The organism is Streptomyces sp. NPDC085946 (assembly GCF_044540485.1).
In the GTDB taxonomy this organism is placed as follows: domain Bacteria; phylum Actinomycetota; class Actinomycetes; order Streptomycetales; family Streptomycetaceae; genus Streptomyces.
This window is the reverse complement of the sequence record NZ_JBITSF010000001.1, coordinates 1,032,362-1,045,937: the sequence shown is the minus strand read 5'-3', so window position 1 is coordinate 1,045,937 and position 13,576 is coordinate 1,032,362. Positions and strand designations below refer to the sequence as shown.

Genomic DNA, 13,576 nt, shown 5'->3' with positions numbered 1-13,576 from the left:
GCGCGCCCCCGTAACGCACGGTCACCGTGGGTAGTTGACGCGGCATGCACGACGTACGCACCGTAAGCGCACCCTCCCTGCCACGGCTGGCGGCGGCCTCGCTCGTCGGAACGGCCATCGAGTACTACGACTTCTTCGTCTACGGGACCGCGGCGGCCCTGGTCCTGGGCCCGCTGTTCTTCCCGACGTTCTCCCCGCTGGCGGGGACGCTGGCCGCCTTCGCCACCTTCGGCGTGGGCTTCGTCGCGCGGCCGCTGGGGTCGGTGCTGTTCGGGCACCTCGGGGACCGGCGGGGACGGCGGCCGGTCCTCGTCGCCTCCCTGCTGCTGACCGGTGCCTCGACGGTCGCGGTCGGCTGCGTGCCGACGTACGGGTCGATCGGCGTGAGCGCGCCCGTGCTGCTGCTCGTGCTGCGGTTCCTGCAGGGGCTGGGGCTCGGCGGGGAGTGGGGCGGGGCCGTGCTGCTGACCGCCGAGCACGCGCCCGCCGGGCGGCGCGCCCTGTGGTCGAGCTTCCCGCAGGTCGGGCCCGCGCTGGGGTTCCTGCTCGCCAACGGGGTGATGCTGGGGCTGTCGGCGACGCTGTCCGAAGCGCAATTCGCCGCGTGGGGGTGGCGGGTGCCGTTCTGGGCGGCGGGGGTGCTGGCCGTGGTGGGGCTGTGGCTGCGGTCGTCGCTCGCCGAGAGCCCCAGGTTCCTGGAGATCGACGACCACGCGCGCGTGCCCTTCGCCGAGGTCGTGCGCGACCACTGGCGGCTGGTCCTGCTGACCGGCGGGGCGCTCGCGGTGGGGTACGCGGTCTTCTACGCCGTGACGACCTGGTCCCTGGCGTACGCCACGGAACGGCTCGGGGTGAGCCGCGGCGTCATGCTGACCTGCATCATGGCCGCGGTGCTGGTCAAGGGCGTGCTCACCCCGGTGGCCGCGCTGTTCGGCGACCGGTACGGCCGGCGGCCCCTGTGCCTGGCCGGGTGCGCGGCGGCCGCCCTGTGGATGTTCCCCATGGTCGCGCTGCTCTCGACCGGCGCGCCGCCGGCGATGTTCCTCGGCTTCCTCGGCGCGATGCTCGCCTTCATCACCATGTTCGCCGTGATCGCCGCCTATCTGCCGGAACTGTACGAACCGCGCGTCCGGTGCACCGGCGCCGCCGTCGGCTACAACCTCGGCGGTGTGCTCGGCGGCGCGCTCACCCCGATCGCGGCGACGGCACTGGCCGAGCAGGGCGGCCGGGTGCCCTGGGGCGTCGGGGCGTACCTGACGGGGATCGCGCTGGTCAGCCTCGGGTGCTTCGCACTGCTGCCGGAGACCCGCCCGGTGCCGGAAGCGGCGGCGGAGCCGCGCTCCGACGGCACGCCCCTGCGCGCCGCCTCGCCTACGGATTGACCGCCAGCTCCAGGTAGGCCGCGAACAGCACCAGGTGGACGCCGCCCTGGAGCGGCGTCGCCCGGCCCGGGACCACCGTCAGGGAGGCCACCACCACGGTCAGCGCGAGCAGCACCATGTGGGTGGCGCCGAGCCCGAGGACGAGCGGACCGGACAGCCACACGGAGGCCAGGGCGACGGCGGGGATGGTCAGTCCGATGCTCGCCATCGCCGAGCCGAGAGCCAGGTTCAGGCTGGTCTGCACCCGGTCGCGGCGGGCGGAGCGCAGCGCGGCGATGCTCTCGGGCAGCAGCACCAGCAGGGCGATGATCACGCCGACCACGGCGTGGTGCAGCCCGGCTGCGGCCACGCCCGACTCGATGGTGGGCGACACCGCCTTGGCCAGTCCCACCACGCCGATCAGGGCCAGGCCGAGCAGCCCGAGACTGGTCAGCGCGGTGCGCAGGGTGGGCGCGTCGGCGTGGTCGTCCCCGGTGATCACCTCGCCCTGGCGGGTGATCGGCAGGAAGTAGTCGCGGTGCCGCACGGTCTGCGTGGCGACGAACAATCCGTACAGGACCAGCGAGGACAGCGCGGCGAAGGTCAGCTGGACCGTGGAGAACTCCGGGCCCGGCCTGCTCGTGGTGAACGTCGGCAGCACCAGGCTGAGGGTGGCCAGGGTCGCGACCGTCGCGAGGGCGGCGCCGGTGCCCTCGGGGTTGAAGACCGCCGTGCCGTGGCGCAGCGAGGCGACCAGGAGGCACAGGCCCACGATGCCGTTGCAGGTGATCATCACCGCGGCGAACACCGTGTCCCGCGCCAGGGTGGAACTCTTGTCCCCGCCGTCCGCCATCAGCGTGACGATGAGGGCGACCTCGATGATCGTGACGGCGACGGCGAGGACGAGAGAGCCGAAGGGTTCGCCCACCCGGTGGGCGACCACCTCGGCGTGGTGAACGGCGGCCAGTACGGCCCCCGCGAGGACCAGCGTCACCAGCGCGACGACCACGCCGGGCAGATCCCGTCCCCAGGTGAGGACCAGCAGGAGGACCGCGACCACGGGCACCACGGTCGTCCACGCGGTCGTGAGCGCCCTGAGCCGAGTGATCATGCGGAGATCGTCGCAGAGGCGGACGGACCTCGCATTCCGGTCACCCGGTGCTTGCGCCCGCACGTCCGGCGCGCGCTCGGCCCGGACACGCGCGCACCCGGACCGTCCGGCCGTGCAGCCGGTCGGCGAGCACGTCGGACCCCGCCCCCGGCGCACGCCCGGCCCGGACGCGCGTCCCCGTCCCGCACGCGGCCCGGACACGAGCCCCCGGCCGCCCGTACGGGACGCCACGAGCGCGCACCGGGGGCGGTGGCCGGTGATCCGCCGCCGGCCGGCCCGCTCCCCCACGGACCGGCCGGCCGTCCGCAGCGGGCTTCCGGTCCTGGTACGTGCTTCGAGGTCGTCCTGAGAACGCACCGGGAGCGGTGGCCGGCGATTCGCCGCGCACCGCTCCCGACGGTGGCCGCCCCTGCGGCCGTCGCTCCGGTCAGGCGTCGACGCTGTCCTTCGCGCCGCCGCCCTGCTCGTTCGCCGCCTCGGCCGCCGCCAGCTTCTTGGAGGCCAGCAGGCTGGTGACGGTGGTGACCGCCAGGACGAGGACGATGAAGCCGAGCGAGAACGGGATGCTGATCTCGGGGACGTGGACACCGGACTCGTGCAGCGCGTGCAGGACCAGCTTCACACCGATGAAGCCCAGGATGACCGACAGGCCGTAGGAGAGGTGGACCAGCTTCTTCAGCAGTCCGCCGATGAGGAAGTACAGCTGTCGCAGACCCATCAGGGCGAACGCGTTCGCGGTGAAGACGATGTACGGGTCCTGGGTCAGGCCGAAGATCGCGGGGATCGAGTCGAGCGCGAACAGGACGTCCGTGGTACCGATCGCCAGCATCACGACCAGCATCGGGGTCATGACCCGCTTGCCGTTCTGCTGGATCCACAGCTTGGTGCCGTGGTAGCGGTCGGCCACGCCGAAGCGGCGCTCGGCGGCCTTGAGGAGCTTGTTCTCCTCGTACTCCTCGTCCTCCTCGTCGGCCCGGGCCTCCTGGATCAGCTTCCAGGCGGTCCAGATCAGGAAGGCGCCGAAGAGGTAGAACACCCACGAGAAGCTGGCGAGGATCGCGGCGCCCGCGGCGATGAAGATCGCCCGCAGGACCAGGGCTATGAGGACGCCGATCAGCAGCACCCGCTGCTGGTACTGCGACGGCACCGCGAACTTCGCCATGATCAGGACGAAGACGAACAGGTTGTCGACGCTCAGCGACTTCTCGGTGATGAAGCCGGCGAAGAACTCTCCGGCGGGCTGGCCGCCGCCGAAGACGAGCAGGCCGAGCCCGAAGATCACGGCCAGGACGATCCAGACGGCCGTCCAGATTCCGGCTTCCTTGATCGACACGTCATGCGGCTTGCGGCCGATGAAGAAGTCGACCGCGATCAGGGCACCGAGCCCCACGATGGTCAGGACCCACAGGGTCAGGGAAACATCCACTGCGCCTCCGGCAGTCGTCAACGGTTGGTGTCAGCGACTTCGCTGCCGGAGGTCTCTTCCACCCCGGACATCGGACGCGCACCAGGCGCCCGCAGCCCACGGGCCGACGCCCCGGGATCTGGCCTGATCCGTATTGACGGGTACGCCGCACAGACGGGGAGTACTCCCCTCCGTACGGAAAACAGTACCCCAATCACCAAGGAACGGTAAAGAGCTTGGCAAAGCGATTATCAAAAAGCCTGGTCAGAGGTCCTTTACGCGAGCTTGGGAAAGCCGTCGGAGGTCATCGGTTCCATGACCGGCGAGCCGCGGCGACCTGGGTGAGCACCTGCTGGAGGACCTGGCTGCCGGCCGGCACGAGCGACGGCTCGTACGTCCAGGCGTGCCCCACCCACGGGTCGGCGAGGTGGTCGTCGGGCACCGGGGTCAGGCGCAGCAGGGAACGCCACAGCGGGTCGAGCAGCGGCCCGTAGGCCGAGGACTCCTCGCGGTCGGCGACCATCATCAGGTGGACCCCGACGTCCGGTCCCTCGTCGGCGAGGTAGCGCAGCTGGTTCACGGCCCGGTCGTCGAAACCGTGCGGGAAGTCGTTGACGATCAGCAGCTGCTGCGAGGTGTCGAAGCCGGGCGGCAGCGCGTCAGCGGCGCCGCCGCGCAGCGCCATCTGCACGAGGTCCACCCGCTGGGTGAGCCGCGCCAGCACGTCGGCCACGCCCGCGGCACCGAGGGCCGGCGGGGCCGCCAGCACTCCCGACTGCACCAGCGGCGCCAGCGACCGGGCGCCGGCCCCGGCCGGGTCGATCACGTGCACGGTGAACTCGCCCGCCGGATGGACCGCGAGCAGCCGGGCGGTGTGCGCGACGGCCGTGTCCATGGCGAGGCGGCTCAGGTCGTGGGAGTCGGTGAACGAGCCGTCCGACGATCCGGCCCGGCCGCTGTCGATCCACAGGCCGCGCTCCAGCGGCAGCCGGACCAGCATCGGTATGCGGACCTGGGCCGCCTCGGACACGTGGAGATCGCCCAGGCGCAGGGCCATGGGCAGCTCCATCGGGACGCGGTAGCCGTGCCAGACGGGGTTGTCCCAGCGCGCGTACGCCGGCGGCAGCGCGGGCTCGACGACCTCGGCCTCGGCGACGAGCTGGGCGAGATCGCGGTCGAGGGCCTCCTTGGCCTGGTCGACCAGCTGGGTGTACCGGGCGCGGGCCGCCTCGCGGGCGGCGTCGCCCTGCCTGCCGATCCGGCTGCGCGGGTCGGACAGGACCTGTTCGAGCTCCTTGTCCATGCGCGACTCGGCGAAGTCGACGGCGCTGCGGTAGGCGGCGGTGGTGCGGGCCAGGTCCTCGAACATCCCCCAGACCTGGTTGTAGAGCCGTTCGTCCATGGACCAGCCGGTCGCATCCCCCGCGACGGGCCGGGCCGGCTGCCCGGGGGCGGCCGGCGGCGCGGCCGGCGGGGGCGGCGGCGGAGCGGCGTTCCGGCGCCGCGGGTGGCTGTAGTCGATCGGGCCGCCCGCCGCGGGCGTGCCCGGCTGGGTGACCTGGGAGGGGTCCGGGCCCTGGTACGGCTGCTGCGGCACCGGCTGTCCGGGCCCGCCGGGCGTCTGCCCGCCGCCGTACGACGGGGTCGGCGGTACGGGGCCGGGTGCTCCCTGAGGCGCGGTGCCGGCGTGGTGGTCCGGCCCGAGCGCGGGCGCGGCCGGCCGGCGGGAGCGGTCGGCGTCCGCCACGCGCGGCGGGGCCGCCTGCACGGAGCGGGCCAGGCCCCGGGCCACCGCGTCGTTGATGCTGCCGGCGAGTTCGTGGGCCTGCGGCAGGCCCTGATCGGTGAGGAGGTCGGCGAGGCCGCCGGCGTACCCCTGGCCGACGGCGCGCACCTTCCAGGCGCCCTGCCGGCGGTAGAGCTCCAGGGCGACGACGGCCGACTCGGCCTCCAGGCCGGTGAGGGTGTAGCTGGCGACCTCGGTGCCGTCGAGTCCGGTCACGGCGACGAACGGGGCGGCCACGGCGCCGAAGCGGGCCGGTCCCGTCCCGGCGCCAACGGGCAGGGCGAGCAGCACGTTGACCCGGTGGACGGCCTCCGTCAGGGCGTCCAGGTCCACCGCCAGGCGGTGGTCGGCCGCCGCCTGCCGGGAGACCTCCAGGCCCGGCAGGGTGGGGGTGCCCGGGTGGGCCACCCACTCGACGCCCCGGACCTTGCCGTCGGCGTCGCTCAGCGTGGCCGCGGCCACGATCGGCGTGCCGGCCGAGATCCGGATCTCCAGGCGGGCCTGGGAGAGCGGGTGGTTCTGCCCCCGCACCAGCTCGGCCGTCATCGCCTTCTCCCCCTGTGTCGCTCGTGATGTGTCGTGTGCCGTCGACCGGCCCGCCCCGGCCGGTCCCCCCTCGCGCTCCTAGAGGAGCGGGAGGATCGACGGCATCAGGTCCTGGAAGGTGCGGCCGTTGGCCGGCGCGCCGAGGGCGGTCATCGTCCAGCCCGTACCGGAGCGGTGCACCTTCGCCATGATCTGCGCCGTGTACTGGCCGCCGCCGGCCAGGGTGTAGCGGGCGAGCTCCTGGCCGTTGGTCTCGTCGACCAGGCGGCAGAACGCGTTCTGCACCTCCTGGAACGTCTGGCCCGTGAAGGAGTTCACGGTGAAGACGATCTGGTCGATGTGGACCGGCACACGGGACAGGTCGACGAGGATCGCCTCGTCGTCGCCGCCCTGGCCGACACCGCCGACGAGGTTGTCGCCGGTGTGACGGACGGAGCCGTCGTCGCTCACCAGGTGGCGGAAGAACACGACGTCGACCGGCTGCTTGTCGGCGAACAGGACGGCGGAGGCGTCCAGGTCGATCTCCCGCGTACGCGAGCCGAACAGGCCGCGCCGGGGGGCCGCCTGCCAGCCGAGACCCATGCGCACCGCGGTCAGGCTGCCGCCGTCGTTCTTCTGCAGACTGATGGCCTGACCCTTGGTCATGTTGACGGTCACGCGCTGATACCCCTCTCGAACGTCCCCTGTTGCCGCGAAGACCGCGGTTGACGAGAACCCTACGCAGGGGCACTGACAGTGCCGTACCCAGGGCCGCACTTTGTGTCGGTCTTGCAACACTCCGCATATGAGCGGGGCGCGCGGGACGTGCGGGGCGCCGGTTCCGGACCGGACCGGCGCCCCGCACGGTCCGTCAGGACAGGCCCGCCTCCTGCATCTGGCGGAGCTCCTTCTTCATCTCGGACACCTCGTCGCGCAGCCGGGCCGCGATCTCGAACTGGAGGTCCGCGGCGGCGGCCCGCATGCGGGCGGTCAGCTCCTCGATCTGCTCGGCGAGTTCGGCCGCCGGGCGGTCGGTCGGCACGGTCTCCCCGGCCTTGCCCTTGGCACCCTTGGCACCCTTGGCACCCTTGGCCGCCTTCGCCGCCTTGCCGCCGAGGGACGGAACGGGCGCCTTGGTGCCGCCGCCGTCCTTCTTGGCCTTGCGGTAGCCCGAGCCGAGCAGCTGCTCGGTGTCGATGTCCTCCCGGGCGATCTGCGCGACGATGTCGTTGATCTTCTTGCGCAGCGGCTGCGGGTCGATGCCGTTGGCCTTGTTGTACGCGACCTGCTTCTCCCGGCGGCGGTTGGTCTCGTCGATGGCCTTCTCCATCGCCGGGGTGATCTTGTCTGCGTACATGTGGACCTGGCCGGAGACGTTGCGCGCGGCACGGCCGATGGTCTGGATCAGGGAGGTCCCGGAGCGCAGGAAGCCCTCCTTGTCGGCGTCCAGGATCGCCACCAGGGACACCTCGGGCAGGTCGAGGCCCTCGCGCAGGAGGTTGATGCCGACCAGTACGTCGTACTCACCGGCGCGCAGCTCGCGCAGCAGCTCGACCCGGCGCAGGGTGTCGACGTCGCTGTGCAGGTAGCGCACCTGGATGCCGAGCTCCAGGAAGTAGTCGGTGAGGTCCTCGGCCATCTTCTTGGTGAGCGTGGTGACCAGGACGCGCTCGTCCTTCTCGATGCGCTTGCGGATCTCGTGCACCAGGTCGTCGATCTGGCCCTCGGTGGGCTTGACGACGACCTCCGGGTCGACGAGGCCGGTGGGGCGGATGATCTGCTCGACGACGCCGTCGGAGCGGGACAGCTCGTACGGGCCCGGGGTCGCCGACAGGTAGACGGTCTGTCCGATGCGCTCCTGGAACTCCTCCCACTTCAGGGGGCGGTTGTCCAGGGCGGAGGGCAGCCGGAAGCCGTGGTCGACAAGGGTGCGCTTGCGGGAGGCGTCGCCCTCGTACATGGCGCCGATCTGCGGCACGGTGACGTGCGACTCGTCGATGACGAGGACGAAGTCGTCCGGGAAGTAGTCGAGCAGGGTGTTCGGCGCGGAGCCCGGCGGGCGGTCGTCGAAGTGCATCGAGTAGTTCTCCACGCCGGAGCAGGTGCCGATCTGGCGGAGCATCTCGATGTCGTAGGTGGTGCGCATCCGCAGGCGCTGGGCCTCCAGGAGCTTGCCCTGCTTCTCCAGCTCGGCGAGGCGCTCCTCCAGCTCCTTCTCGATGCCGTTGACCGCCCGCTCCATGCGCTCGGGGCCGGCGATGTAGTGGGAGGCCGGGAAGACGTAGAGCTGCTGGTCGTCGCTGAGGATCTCGCCGGTGAGCGGGTGCAGCGTGGACAGCGCCTCGATCTCGTCGCCGAACATCTCGATGCGGACGGCGAGCTCCTCGTAGACCGGGAAGATCTCGATGGTGTCGCCGCGGACCCGGAAGGTGCCGCGGGTGAACGCCATGTCGTTGCGCGTGTACTGGATGTCCACGAAGCGGCGCAGCAGCTCGTCGCGGTCGATCTCGTCGCCGACCCGGAGGGTGACCATGCGGTCCACGTACTCCTGCGGCGTGCCCAGGCCGTAGATGCAGGAGACCGAGGCGACCACGATGACGTCGCGGCGGGTGAGCAGCGAGTTGGTCGCGGAGTGCCGCAGGCGCTCGACCTCCTCGTTGATCGAGGAGTCCTTCTCGATGTAGGTGTCCGACTGCGGGACGTACGCCTCGGGCTGGTAGTAGTCGTAGTACGAGACAAAGTACTCGACCGCGTTGTTCGGCAGGAGCTCGCGGAACTCGTTGGCCAGCTGGGCGGCCAGCGTCTTGTTCGGTGCCATCACGAGCGTGGGCCGCTGGAGCTTCTCGATCATCCACGCGGTGGTGGCGGACTTGCCGGTGCCGGTCGCGCCCAGCAGGACGACGTCCTTCTCACCTGCCTGGATGCGCTTGGCCAGCTCGGCGATGGCCGCCGGCTGGTCGCCGCTCGGCTGGTAGGGGCTGACGACCTCGAAGGGCGCCACCGTGCGTTCGATGTGGGAAACGGGCCGCATGCCATCCACCGTACGGCCACGCACTGACAACCGGTTCGGGTCAGCGGTTCTGCGGGGTCCGGGCCTCGCGGTGGCCGGTGCCGCGGCGGGGGCGGAGCGGAGGGCGGTCCGCGTCCTGCCGGGGGACGTCCGGGTGGGCGGGGATGCCCGGCTTGTCCTCGACGGGCGTCACGGTGGGCCTGCCCATGACCATCTTGGGGTCGCACAGCACCACGACGCCGGCGAGGAGGAGGAAGGCCAGCGGGCCGACCAGCATCGGGGCGAGCAGGGTCGCGGGCGTGTCGCCCTCGACGACCTCGGCCGTGTCGTGGAGGTGGACGCTCAGGGCGGCCATCCCGGTGTAGTGCATGCCGCTGACGGCGAGTCCCATGACGAGGCTCGCGCCCACGCTCCAGAGGAATCCCCTGATCTGTCCGGCCGCCCAGAGGGCGGCGGTGGCGGCCGCCATGGCGATGACCACGGACGCGGCGACGGTGAGCGTGTTGTAGCCGAGTTCCCCGTTGAGGGTGATGCCGGCCATGCCGAGGTAGTGCATGGAGGCGATGCCCAGGCCGGTGATGGTGCCCCCGGTGAACAGGGCCGTGCCGCGGGCGCCCCTGTAGCCGACGATGAAGATCCCGATGCCCACCATGACGATGGCGAGGGCCAGGCTCGCGAAGGTCAGCGCCTTGTCGTAGTGGATCGGCGTCTCGCGGACGGTGAAGCCCATCATCGCCACGAAGTGCATGGTCCATATGCCGGACCCGATCGCGGCCGAGCCCAGGGCGAGCCAGCCGGGGCGCCAGGACCGGGTGACGAGCATGGACCTGGTGGTGCAGCGCAGGCCGAGTGCGCCGCCGAGACAGGCCATGAGATAGGCCACCAGCGGTGTGACGAGGCCGTAGCTGAATCCGTCGACCGTGCCCTGCATGCGCGGCTGTCCTTCCCGCCTTTGCGTCCCGGAATTACTGGATGTGCGCCCCCCTCCCAGGGCCGCGCGAGCGGCCATGGCTGACGCAGAGAGTATGACTCCCACCGGAATGGTCGAACGACTTTCCGGCGAAGAAACACAGGCCTGCCCCAGTTGTGCGGCACGAGTGACCGCAGTTGGGCGGATCCATTCAGGCTGTGGTCATCCCGTACGCGCCTTCCGTTGACCCTCTGCTGTCACAGTTGTGCTGTCCGTGATCGCTCGACGCGAGGAGTACGCATGCACGCCCGCGCTGTCGCCGCCTCGACCGCCGCGCTCCTGGGGACCGCGGCCCTGCTGTTCCCCTCCCCCGCCCGCGCCGGCGATCATGGCGCGTCGCCCCTTGTCATCGCCCATCGGGGCGCCTCCGCGTACGCGCCCGAGAACACCTTGGCCGCCGTCGACAAGGCGGCCGAGCTGGGCATCGCCTGGGTGGAGAACGACGTCCAGCGCACCAGGGACGGCGAGCTCGTCGTGGTGCACGACGACAGCCTCCGGCGCACCACGGACGCCGAGGAGGTCTTCCCCGACCGGGCGCCGTGGAAGGTGAAGGACTTCACCGCCGCCGAGATCGCCCGCCTCGACGCGGGCAGCTGGTTCGGTCCGGCCTACGCGGGCGCGCGCGTGCCGACGCTGCGGCAGTTCGTGGACCGTGTCGAACACCACCACCAGAAGCTGCTCCTGGAGATCAAGAACCCGCAGCTGTACCCCGGCATCGAGCGGCAGACGCTCAAACTGCTCAGCAACGAGGGGTGGCTCGACGCCCCGCACCTGGCGGACCGGCTGGTCGTGCAGAGCTTCAGCCCGGACAGCGTCCGGACCGTCCACGAGCTGAGGCCCGGCGTGAAGACCGGCTTCCTCGGCACGCCCGGCGTGGCGGACCTGGCCGCGTACGCCGCCTTCGCCGACCAGATCAACCCCTCGCACGGCTCGCTGTCCCTGGGGTACGTCTCCGCCGTCCACGCGTTCCGGGGGCCGCACGGCAGGCCCCTGGAGGTCTGCACGTGGACCGTCGACGACGCGGCCACCGCGCAGCGGGTCGCCGGGTACGGGGTCGACGGCATCATCACCAACAAGCCGGACGTGGTGCGGGACGCCGTGGGCGGGTGAGGCGCCCGGGCCGCCCCCGGCCTCCGGTGCCTGTGCCTGTGCCGTGGGAGCGTTGTCGGTGGCGGGCCGTACGGTGGGGCGCATGAACAGCGAACGGCAGGACGGGCAGCGGGTCGTGTGGACCGTGGTCGGCACCGCCATCGGTCCGCTGCTGCTGGCCGCGACCTCCGAGGGCTTGGTCAACGTGGTGTTCCACGCCACGGACGAGGTGCGGGACCGGGCGCTCGGCCGGCTCGCGTCCCGGCTGGGCACCGAGCCCGTCGAGCGGCCCGGCTCCCCGCTGCTGACCGAGGCGATACGCCAGGTCGAGGCGTACTTCGCCGGGGCGCGGCGCGACTTCGACCTGCCGCTGGACTGGTCGCTGATCTCGGGTTTCCCCCGGGAGGTGCTGCGCGCCCTGGCCGCCGGCGTCCCCTACGGCACGGTCGTCGGCTACGGCGACCTGGCCGGGCGGGTCGGCCAGCCGGGTGCCGCCCAGGCCGTGGGCATGGCCATGGGCGCCAACCCGCTGCCGGTGGTGGTGCCCTGCCACCGGGTCGTGGAGAGCGGCGGCGGCCTCGGGGGGTTCGGCGGCGGGGTGGAGACCAAGCGCAAGCTGCTCGCCCTGGAGGGGGTCCTGCCCGAGCCGCTGTTCTGAGCCGCGCCGGCGGCCGCGGGGCCCGGCCCCTCGGCGGGCCCGGTCAGTCGTAGTGACGGGCCTCGAAGACGTTGCCGTCCGGGTCGCGGAAGTAGAAGCTGCGCCTCGCCGGGCCGCGGGCTCCGAAGGAGTCGTACGAGACGTCCGACACGGGGACCGACCGCTCCCGGAGCCGGCCGAGCAGTGCCTCGAAGCCGGCGCCCGGCAGGGACAGGCAGACGTGGTTGACGGGGTGCCCCGCGCTCTCGGGGGCGCCGGGCAGCATCGTCATGCGCTCCGCCATGGCCGGCGGCATGAGATCGAGGATGGTCTCGTCGTTGACGCGTACGGAGGGGAACGGCGCCTCGCCCGCGGCGTACTCGGCGAGCCGGACCGCCTCCAGGCCCACCGCCTCCGTGTAGAAGCCGGCGGCGGCGACCGGGTCGCGCACCCAGAGGACGACGTGGTCGAGACGTGGTGTGTGTTCCGTCATGCACCCCAGGCTGGTGGTGTCCCCGACGGGCCGCAAGGGTTTGACCCGGTGCGCGGCCCGCCAGAGATGAGGGAAGACCGACGGACAGGAGGCGGGCACGTGGTGCTGGTGGTGTCGGAGGAGGTCCGGGAGGCGGTCGGCGCGCGCCGTCCCGTGGTGGCGCTGGAGTCCACGATCATCGCGCACGGGCTGCCGCGCCCGCGCAATCTCCAGGTGGCGCGGGAACTGGAGGCGGTCGTGCGGCAGGAGGGCGCCGTACCGGCGACGATCGCCGTACTGGACGGGCGGCCTCACGTCGGCCTCGACAAGGAGCAGCTGGAGCGGGTCGCCAACGAGGACGGGATACGCAAGCTGGGCCACCGCGACCTGCCGCTCGCGCTCGCCTCGCGGTCCAGCGGAGCGACCACGGTGTCGGCGACCGCCCTGCTGGCGGCGCTGTCGGGCGTCCGGGTGTTCGCGACCGGCGGGCTCGGCGGCGTGCACCGGGAGTGGACGGTGACGCAGGACGAGTCGGCCGACCTGGGGCTGCTGGCCCGTACGCGGATCACGGTGGTGTGCGCGGGCGTGAAGTCGATCCTGGACGTGCCGGCGACCCTGCAGCGGCTGGAGACGCTGGGGGTCGCGGTGGCCGGGTACGGCACCGATCGCTTCCCCGGCTTCTACCTGTCCGACTCGGGGCATCCGGTGGACTGGCGGCTGGACACGCCCGAGCAGGTGGCGGACGTCATGCGGGCCCAGGACGGGCTGGGCGGACCCGAGTCGGCGCTGATCGTGGCGAACCCCGTCCCCGAGGCGGAGCAGCTGGATCCCGGGCTGCACGCGCGTGTGCTCGCGGACGCGCTGCACGCGTGCGAGGCGGAGGGGATCGCGGGGCAGGCGGTCACGCCGTTCCTGCTCGACCACCTGGTGCGGCACACCGACGGTGCCTCCCTGCGGGCCAACCTGGCGGCGGTCCGCGGCAACGTGCGCCTGGCGGCGCGGATCGCGGCGGCCTGGGCCGGGAGGTGAGGGACGGGGGCGGCAGGGGGCGCGACGGGGCGGCCTCCTGCGCGGACGCCGACGCGGGTGCGGGCGAGAGGCCGGGCTCGGGCACCGGGGCGGGCGCCAGATCACGCCCCGGCGACGGCGCGGGGGGCGGACCTGGCACAGGCACCAGCTCGGGCCGCGGACCGGGCACCGGCACCCGGGC

The 13,576-nt window shown here is 72.3% G+C and carries 11 protein-coding genes; 4 read left to right on the top strand and 7 right to left on the bottom strand.

The window, feature by feature from the left end; all coding sequences use genetic code 11:
* The first annotated feature begins 44 nt into the window (after window positions 1–44).
* Window positions 45–1,382 (top strand): MFS transporter, encoded by a 1,338-nt coding sequence (locus ACIF8T_RS04625; RefSeq protein WP_400031069.1) that lies wholly within the window; start codon window positions 45–47, stop codon window positions 1,380–1,382.
* On the opposite strand, the gene ACIF8T_RS04620 is transcribed toward ACIF8T_RS04625, so the two are convergent.
* The 6 genes from ACIF8T_RS04620 to ACIF8T_RS04595 all read right to left on the bottom strand — a co-directional run bounded on the left by ACIF8T_RS04620 (window position 1,372) and on the right by ACIF8T_RS04595 (window position 10,129).
* Window positions 1,372–2,472 (bottom strand): calcium:proton antiporter, encoded by a 1,101-nt coding sequence (locus tag ACIF8T_RS04620; protein WP_400031067.1) that lies wholly within the window; start codon window positions 2,470–2,472, stop codon window positions 1,372–1,374. The genes ACIF8T_RS04625 and ACIF8T_RS04620 overlap by 11 nt on opposite strands.
* 427 nt (window positions 2,473–2,899) lie before the next feature.
* On the bottom strand, window positions 2,900–3,898 hold the full coding sequence (locus ACIF8T_RS04615) for a TerC/Alx family metal homeostasis membrane protein (protein ID WP_400031065.1): 999 nt from the start codon (window positions 3,896–3,898) through the stop codon (window positions 2,900–2,902).
* A 283-nt stretch (window positions 3,899–4,181) separates the two neighbouring features.
* Window positions 4,182–6,209, bottom strand: coding sequence for a TerD family protein (locus ACIF8T_RS04610; protein WP_400031063.1), 2,028 nt, complete (start codon window positions 6,207–6,209; stop codon window positions 4,182–4,184).
* Window positions 6,210–6,287: 78 nt separating this feature from the next.
* Window positions 6,288–6,866: a TerD family protein gene (locus ACIF8T_RS04605; protein ID WP_400031061.1), complete on the bottom strand. Its 579-nt coding sequence runs from the start codon at window positions 6,864–6,866 to the stop codon at window positions 6,288–6,290.
* Window positions 6,867–7,059: 193 nt separating this feature from the next.
* Complete coding sequence (gene uvrB / locus ACIF8T_RS04600; RefSeq protein WP_400031059.1) at window positions 7,060–9,219, bottom strand: excinuclease ABC subunit UvrB; 2,160 nt, start codon at window positions 9,217–9,219, stop codon at window positions 7,060–7,062.
* 40 nt (window positions 9,220–9,259) lie between these two features.
* On the bottom strand, window positions 9,260–10,129 hold the full coding sequence (locus tag ACIF8T_RS04595; RefSeq protein WP_400031057.1) for an MHYT domain-containing protein: 870 nt from the start codon (window positions 10,127–10,129) through the stop codon (window positions 9,260–9,262).
* A 279-nt stretch (window positions 10,130–10,408) separates the two neighbouring features.
* Here ACIF8T_RS04595 and ACIF8T_RS04590 point away from each other — a divergent pair, with 279 nt between their 5' ends.
* Together ACIF8T_RS04590 and ACIF8T_RS04585 are read left to right on the top strand one after the other, a co-directional pair.
* Window positions 10,409–11,278, top strand: a complete 870-nt coding sequence (locus ACIF8T_RS04590) for a glycerophosphodiester phosphodiesterase (protein ID WP_400031055.1) — start codon at window positions 10,409–10,411, stop codon at window positions 11,276–11,278.
* 82 nt (window positions 11,279–11,360) lie between these two features.
* Window positions 11,361–11,915 (top strand): methylated-DNA--[protein]-cysteine S-methyltransferase, encoded by a 555-nt coding sequence (locus ACIF8T_RS04585; protein WP_400031053.1) that lies wholly within the window; start codon window positions 11,361–11,363, stop codon window positions 11,913–11,915.
* A gap of 43 nt (window positions 11,916–11,958) precedes the next feature.
* Here the strand turns inward: ACIF8T_RS04585 and ACIF8T_RS04580 are convergent, their stop codons facing one another.
* Window positions 11,959–12,387, bottom strand: a complete 429-nt coding sequence (locus tag ACIF8T_RS04580) for a VOC family protein (RefSeq protein ID WP_400031051.1) — start codon at window positions 12,385–12,387, stop codon at window positions 11,959–11,961.
* 99 nt (window positions 12,388–12,486) lie between these two features.
* Here ACIF8T_RS04580 and ACIF8T_RS04575 point away from each other — a divergent pair, with 99 nt between their 5' ends.
* Entirely contained in the window at window positions 12,487–13,395 is a 909-nt protein-coding gene (locus ACIF8T_RS04575) for a pseudouridine-5'-phosphate glycosidase (RefSeq protein WP_400031049.1), read from the top strand.
* Window positions 13,396–13,576: the final 181 nt, after the last annotated feature.

Coding starts and splice junctions, on each gene's coding strand:
- ACIF8T_RS04580 (WP_400031051.1), bottom strand. CDS start 12,387: ATGACGGAACACACACCACGTCTCGACCACGTCGTCCTCTGGGTGCGC.
- ACIF8T_RS04625 (WP_400031069.1), top strand. CDS start 45: ATGCACGACGTACGCACCGTAAGCGCACCCTCCCTGCCACGGCTGGCG.
- ACIF8T_RS04590 (WP_400031055.1), top strand. CDS start 10,409: ATGCACGCCCGCGCTGTCGCCGCCTCGACCGCCGCGCTCCTGGGGACC.
- ACIF8T_RS04620 (WP_400031067.1), bottom strand. CDS start 2,472: ATGATCACTCGGCTCAGGGCGCTCACGACCGCGTGGACGACCGTGGTG.
- ACIF8T_RS04585 (WP_400031053.1), top strand. CDS start 11,361: ATGAACAGCGAACGGCAGGACGGGCAGCGGGTCGTGTGGACCGTGGTC.
- uvrB (WP_400031059.1), bottom strand. CDS start 9,219: ATGCGGCCCGTTTCCCACATCGAACGCACGGTGGCGCCCTTCGAGGTC.
- ACIF8T_RS04595 (WP_400031057.1), bottom strand. CDS start 10,129: ATGCAGGGCACGGTCGACGGATTCAGCTACGGCCTCGTCACACCGCTG.
- ACIF8T_RS04610 (WP_400031063.1), bottom strand. CDS start 6,209: ATGACGGCCGAGCTGGTGCGGGGGCAGAACCACCCGCTCTCCCAGGCC.